The organism is Anaeroplasma sp. (assembly GCF_034179385.1).
Lineage (GTDB): Bacteria > Bacillota_I > Bacilli_A > Acholeplasmatales > Anaeroplasmataceae > Anaeroplasma.
Genome location: NZ_JAXFPY010000073.1, coordinates 1 through 7,128 on the forward strand (window position 1 = coordinate 1; position 7,128 = coordinate 7,128).

3 protein-coding genes are annotated in these 7,128 nt (G+C 29.9%); all 3 read left to right on the forward strand.

Annotated elements, in window-relative coordinates:
• Positions 1-459, forward strand: a 459-nt coding sequence (locus SPJ17_RS04615; RefSeq protein ID WP_321093118.1) for a Wadjet anti-phage system protein JetD domain-containing protein, incomplete at its 5' end; no start/stop codon positions are given.
• A gap of 370 nt (positions 460-829) precedes the next feature.
• On the forward strand, positions 830-6,040 hold the full coding sequence (locus SPJ17_RS04620; RefSeq protein ID WP_321093120.1) for a RecQ family ATP-dependent DNA helicase: 5,211 nt from the start codon (positions 830-832) through the stop codon (positions 6,038-6,040).
• Positions 6,041-6,274: 234 nt separating this feature from the next.
• Positions 6,275-7,128: AAA family ATPase (locus SPJ17_RS04625; RefSeq protein WP_321093122.1), on the forward strand; the 854-nt coding region annotated here is incomplete at its 3' end.

The window sequence follows — 7,128 nt, forward strand, 5'->3', positions numbered from 1 at the left end:
ACATCCATAGGCATTCCTATTGATAATGTTGATGTCATTGATTTTGAAAACATTGATAAGGTAACTACGATAGAAAATTTAACTACATTTTATGATTTTAAATCTGATGGATTAATCATTTATTTAGGAGGATTCTCTACCAGAAGTCAAAAGAAAGTTTTAAATAAAATCAAATCAAATTGTAATAATTTTTATCATTTTGGTGACATTGATTATGGTGGATTTACAATTTTAAATGATTTAATGGAATATTTAGGCTTAGAAATAAATACGATTAATATGGATTTAAATACATTATTATCAAATATAAAATATGCACAAACATTTGATGAAGAAAAATATGTTGATAAATTAAAGACATTATTAACAAAACCTAGATTAAAGAAGTATTATGATGTTATAGAGTATTTGATTGAAAACAAAGTATGGCTAGAGCAAGAAAGTTTCTATAATGTTTAAGCAATTTAAAAATAATATAAGGATATCTTGCGATGGAAAGTGGAGGAAAAAGCCTGGGTGATTTATTCACCGGTAATAAATGATTTTTATCAGCATGTAAAAATTCAGAGGTAAAGAATTTCTTATTAGATTTAGCTAATAAGAATCTTTGATATGTTTTTTGAAATTTTGTGGTCCAGTTTAAGTGATGCTTATAATAATCTATACCTTTTCAAACTTCTAAAAACAGATAAATCGCATTAAAAATGTCTGATTTTTATAAAAACAAGGCTCTAACTTTAATTAAATGTTAGTTTTTGGTATAATTTATATCAAGACGACACATTCAATTAATAAAAAATGTAAAAAAACATAATTTTGAGAAAATTTTATGGTTTTAGAGGTTTGTATGGGACATATTTTATTTGTAGATACAGAAGTATCACTTGACGGGAAGAAATTAAAAGATATTGGTGCTATAAAAGATGATAATAAGATTTTTCATGGCAAAAGCACAGAAGAATTCACAAAGTTTGCTGAAAAATGCACCTTAGTTATTGGACATAATATTTTTCAGCATGATTTGAAATATATTTCGCCATATTTATGGAAAAAAGGATATAAATGTGTGGATACACTTTTACTATCCCCATTATTATTTCCTCAAAGACCTTACCATAAGCTAGTTAAAGATGATAAGCTTCAAACAGAGGAATTAAATAATCCTGTTAACGATTCAAAAAAATGCAAGGATTTGTTTTATGAGGAGGTAAATGCTTTTTCGTTGCTACCAAAAGAATTAAAAACGATTTATGGAACTTTGCTATATAAGCAAGATCAATTTGCTGGCTTTTTTGAACTGGTTTCTTGGAATAGGTCTCTATTTTTAAAATCAGATATTAGGGCTTATTTTAAGAATAAAATATGTGATAATGCAAATTTACCATTATTTATAAATTCCAATCCTATAGAGCTTGCTTATGCACTTGCAATTATTCAGGTTAACGATAGAGATTCCCTAACTCCTCCTTGGGTACATAAGACATATCCAATAGTAGAAGATATTATTCATAAATTAAGAGGAAAATCATGTGGTAATTGTCCATATTGTAACCAAAAATTTAATGCAAAACTGAGACTTAAAGAAATATTCGGCTACGATGATTTCCGTAAGTTTAATGATGAACCATTGCAAGAGAATGCTGTTAAAGCTGCTATTGATGGTAAATCATTGCTTGCGGTTTTTCCTACTGGTGGTGGGAAGTCACTTACCTTCCAATTACCAGCTTTGATTGCAGGGGATGTAGAAAAGGCATTAACTGTTGTCATTTCCCCGCTTCAATCCTTGATGAAGGACCAGGTGGATAATTTATTAAATCGAGGATTTATAGATGCAGTTACTATAAATGGAATGCTATCACCAATAGAGCGCTCAAAAGCAATAGAATCATTATATGATGGGAAAGCATCTATTTTATATATTGCACCTGAATCCTTGCGTTCAAAAACAATAGAAAAGGTATTGCTATCCAGAACCATTGCAAGATTTGTTATTGATGAAGCGCACTGTTTTTCAAGCTGGGGCCAGGACTTTAGAGTTGATTATTTATATATTGCAGATTTTATTAAAAACATTTGTGAGAAAAAGAATATATCTTCCATTCCTGTTTCATGCTTTACTGCAACTGCAAAACAAAAGGTAATATCCGACATTTGTGAATATTTCCATTCAAATTTAGGTATAAATTTATCTTTGTTTACAACAACTGCAGCAAGACAGAATCTTCATTATAAGGTATTTCCTATGGCATCAGCTGATGAGAAATACCAATTCATGAGAAATATTTTAACTGGAAGGGATTGCCCTACCATTATATATGTTTCTTCAACAAGATTAACAGAAGAATTAGCAGGAAAGCTTACTGAGGATGGCTTCCCTGCAATTCCTTATCATGGAAAGATGGATGCTCAAAGAAAAATTGAGAATCAAAATAGATTTAAATCAAATGAGATTAAAATTATAGTTGCTACAAGTGCCTTTGGTATGGGCGTAGATAAGGCAGATGTTGGATTAGTTATTCACTATGAAATCTCTGATTCGCTTGAAAACTATGTCCAAGAAGCCGGTAGAGCAGGAAGAGATGAGCACCTTGAAGCGGAATGCTATGTTTTATTTGCGGAAGATGATTTAAACAAGCATTTCATGCTTTTAAATCAAACCAAATTGAATATGAACGAGATTCAGCAGGTATGGCAGGCAATAAAGAATATGACGAAGAATCGTGCATCCTTATCTGTATCTGCCCTCGAACTAGCTAGAATGGCTGGTTGGGATGATGAAATTGATGACATTGATACTAGAGTAAAAACAGCAATATCTGCTCTTGAAACCTCTGGGTATATTAAAAGAGGAATGAATTCCCCTAGAGTTTTTGCAACAGGTATTATAGTGAATAATGTAATAGAAGCTAGAGAAAGAATAGAAAGAAGCAAAAAATTTGATGACCAGGAAACACAAGATGCAGTCAGAATAATTTCATATTTAATTTCCGCAAAAAGTATTTCGAAAGCAGGAAACGACGAGGCTGAATCTAGAGTGGATTATTTGGCAGATTGCTTAGGTCTTGAGAAGTCTAGAGTTATTCATTTAATTAATTCAATGCGTGAAATTGGCGTTTTAGCTGATTCTATGGATATGTCAGCAAGAATATCAAAGAAGGAAACAGAAAAACAAACATCAGCCATTTTAAATAGATATGAGCAATTAGAATCTTTCCTACTGGACACTATAAAGGATGAAAGACAGGTATTTGATTTAAAGGAATTAAATGATACAGCATTAAAAGAAGGTATTAAAAAGAGTACTGTTAAAATGCTTAAAAACATTTTTTCCTATTGGATGGTAAAGGGTTATATCGCAAAGAACTTATCTTCGTCGGATAGAAATTACTCTATTGAACCATTATTCAAAGTGGAGGAATTAAAGAAAAAATCCGAAAAAAGATTTGCTTTAGCGGAATATATAGTGAACCATTTATACGACAAAGCATTAGGAGAAAAGGAAGAAGAAATGGTTAATTTCTCTGTATTAGAATTAACTAGAGGCTATGTTGGAAAGGATTTATTTTCTAACGCAGAAAAAGCAAAGCAAACCGAAATCGAGGACGCATTATTATATTTATCTAGAATCCATGCAATGACCTTAGAAGGAGGCTTCTTGGTTTTATATAATGCACTACAAATAAAGAGACTAATTACATCGAATAATATAAAATATAAGCAAGCGGATTATAAGCAACTTCAAGAATTTTATAATATGAAAATCCAACAAATTCATATTGTCGGTGAATATGCCAATATGATGGTTAAGGACTATGAACAGGCCTTAACCTTTGTAAGTGATTACTTTAATTTGGAATATGATGGATTTATTAAAAAATATTTTAAGGGTAATCGTAAGGGTGAAATTCAAAAGAATATTACTCCTGCCAAATACAACAAATTATTTGGTGAGTTATCTGAAATTCAAAAGAATATTATTGATGATGAATCTCAATACATTACAGTAATTGCAGGACCAGGCTCTGGTAAAACAAAGGTTTTAGTTCATAAGCTAGCTTCGCTATTATTACTTGAAGATATTAAGAAAGAGCAATTATTAATGCTTACATTTTCTCGTGCTGCAGCAACAGAATTTAAGAGCAGGCTTATAAGCTTGATTGGACCTACAGCAAATTATATTGAAATAAAAACATTCCATTCCTATTGCTTCGATTTATTAGGCAAATTTGGTGCAGAAGAGGAATTGAAAAATGTTGTAGCAACTGCTGTAGATATGATTAATAATAACGAGGTTGAATATAGCAAGATTACTAAAACTGTTTTGGTTATAGATGAAGCTCAGGATATGGATCAAATGGAATTCAATTTAATCAAGGCATTAATGAAAAAGAATGAGGATATGCGTGTAATTGCCGTTGGCGACGATGATCAAAACATTTATGAATTCCGTGGTTCAAATTCAAAGTTTTTAAGTGACTTTGAAATAAACTATCACGCTCATAGATATGAAATGCTTGAAAATTATAGAAGTGTAAAGAGAATTATTGACCTTTCTAATGCATTTGCAAGTGGTATAAAAACAAGATTAAAAACACATCCTATTTCTTTTGTTAGAAAGGATTTAGGAAATGTAGAAATTGTTAAGCATACATCCGAAAATATGGAACAACCATTAGTAAAGCATTTGATAAAGAATAGAAAAGAAAAGGAAACTGTTGCGGTATTAACGGAAACGAACGATGATGCATTAAGAGTACTAGGTGTATTACAAAGAAATGGCGTTCCTGCAAGACTTATTCAGTCTAATGATGGATTTAGTTTATATAATTTAATTGAAATAAGATATTTTATACATTTGATTGAAAAATATTCTGTGTCGCCTATAGTTAATTCAGATATTTGGGCAAAAGCATGTGAAGAGGTTAATGAAAAATATAAGGATAGCAAATCCTTAGAATTAGTTAATTCTATGATTCATACCTTTGAAAAGGTAAATAATTCCTTATACAAATCGGATTTTATTGAATTTGCCAAAGAATCTCTAATAGAGGATTTCTTGGATATAAATAAAGAAAAAATAATTGTATCTACAATCCATAAGACTAAGGGTAAAGAATTTGATTCTGTTTATATTATGCTTAAGAATACAATCATTAAAACGGATGAGCAAAAAAGAAAAATATATGTTGGAATTACAAGACCAAAGAACAATCTTTATATACACATAAATAATGATGTTTTAGATCCATATATAAAAAAGGCAGGAATTGTTCCTTATATAGATAAAACAAGTTATCCAGAACCTTTCGAATTATGTATGCAATTAACACATCATGATGTTCATTTAAACTATTTTAAAAGCAATAAAGCAGAAATTATTAATTTTAAAGCAGGAGGCCCAATGAAATTGATGAATGATTCATTGACCATGTTTGGAAAGGCTTATGTTAGATTTTCAAAAGCATGTAATGAAACCATTAATCAAATAAAGAATCAAGGATATGATTTTGATAGAGCTGAGATTCGCTTTATAGTCACTTGGTTTGATAAAGAAGAGTCTATAGATTATCCAATTATATTACCAACGATTTATTTTAAAAAGAATGGAAATATAGGCGGGACACAAATGTCTTTGTTTGAGGATAAAGGAGTAGAAGAGACGCCTCAAGTTGAAAAAGAGAAGAAAAATAATTTATGGAGTAAAGAGGAAGAAGAAAAGCTTATAGAGGAATATAAGCAAGGTAAAACCTTGGATGAAATTGCAAAATTACATAATAGAACTGTAGGTGGAATAAAATCTAGACTTATAAAGTTAGATGTGATCAATGTGGATTCCTTAGCTTCAAATTTAAAAAAGTATAGGATGGATAAAGCAAAAGAAAGAAAGTGCCGTGCATACATCATATTTAATGATACAACGCTTAATTCTTTGCTTGAATTACAGCCTAAAAATATTAATGAACTAGAAAAGGTTTATGGCTTTGGCCCATCTAAAATTGAATTATATGGTGAAGATATTTTAAAAATTATAAATAAGTAAAAAAAGTATTCAGTTACGTTAGCTGTCATTAGTATATTGTCATTGAATATTCCTTCAGGAGTACTGATTGCTATATTATTTAATAATGAGGCAAAGCTGTATCGTATAGACTAAGGATGGGAAACCATCCTTTTTCTTTGCGAGAAAAAATCTCATAATTGTATTCTTTTGGTTGCGGGCGCTATAAAATTATGATATAATTATTGTGAGAAAAAATCTCACAAGGTGACTATAATGTTAAAAGAGATGACAATTAAGAATTTTAAATCCATTAATAAGGAAATAACCTTTTCTATGGAAGCGGATATTGAAAGAGTATCTGAATACCCACAGCATATTATAGATATAAATAATAATAAATTATTAAAAGTAGCATCCATGTACGGACCTAATGGTGGTGGAAAAACAAACCTATTAAGTGCACTAAATTTGGTAAAAATGTTAGTTTTGAGTGGCGGACCATTCCCTATTGCTAGTGAAGCCTCTTGGTCTTGTAGCTTCAATAATGATGATGTCATATCTATGACATTATTCTTTGTTACACCAAAATATGAAATTGGATATTCCTTTGACGTTCTATATAAAAATGAAAGACAAGAAATTATGGATTTCACAGGGAATAAAAATGCATTATTATTTGGTAAATTTGAAATCAATTCTGAAACATTAGTATATAAGGCTATTCATGATATAGAATATAATACTTTATTTGAAAGAGATGATAAAGGTCATATTACAAGCGAGAGGTTAGATAAAATAACCTTACAATACGCAAATACAATTAATAATAGCTTAACTGCATTATTGTATTTCTATAATACCTTTGTTAATTATAAGGCTATTAAAGATCCCGAGCTTGAGGTAATATTATCTTTATACAATGAAATATTTAATATTTATGAGCTTGAGGTTAATGGCAATGTAAATTATGATGCTGCCTTTAAGGCAATAGAAAAAAATAAAGAAAGATTAGTATCTTTATTAAATGATGTCGATATTAAAATATCTGATATCATAATTCAACAAGAGGATAAAATGAATCCAATCAAGTTTGAAAGAACTATTATGATAAATGGAAAAGAAGAAAA

What these genes read in the sequence shown, in the direction of transcription:
- SPJ17_RS04620 (WP_321093120.1), top strand. Translation starts at nt 830, where the DNA reads ATGGTTTTAGAGGTTTGTATGGGACATATTTTATTTGTAGATACAGAA.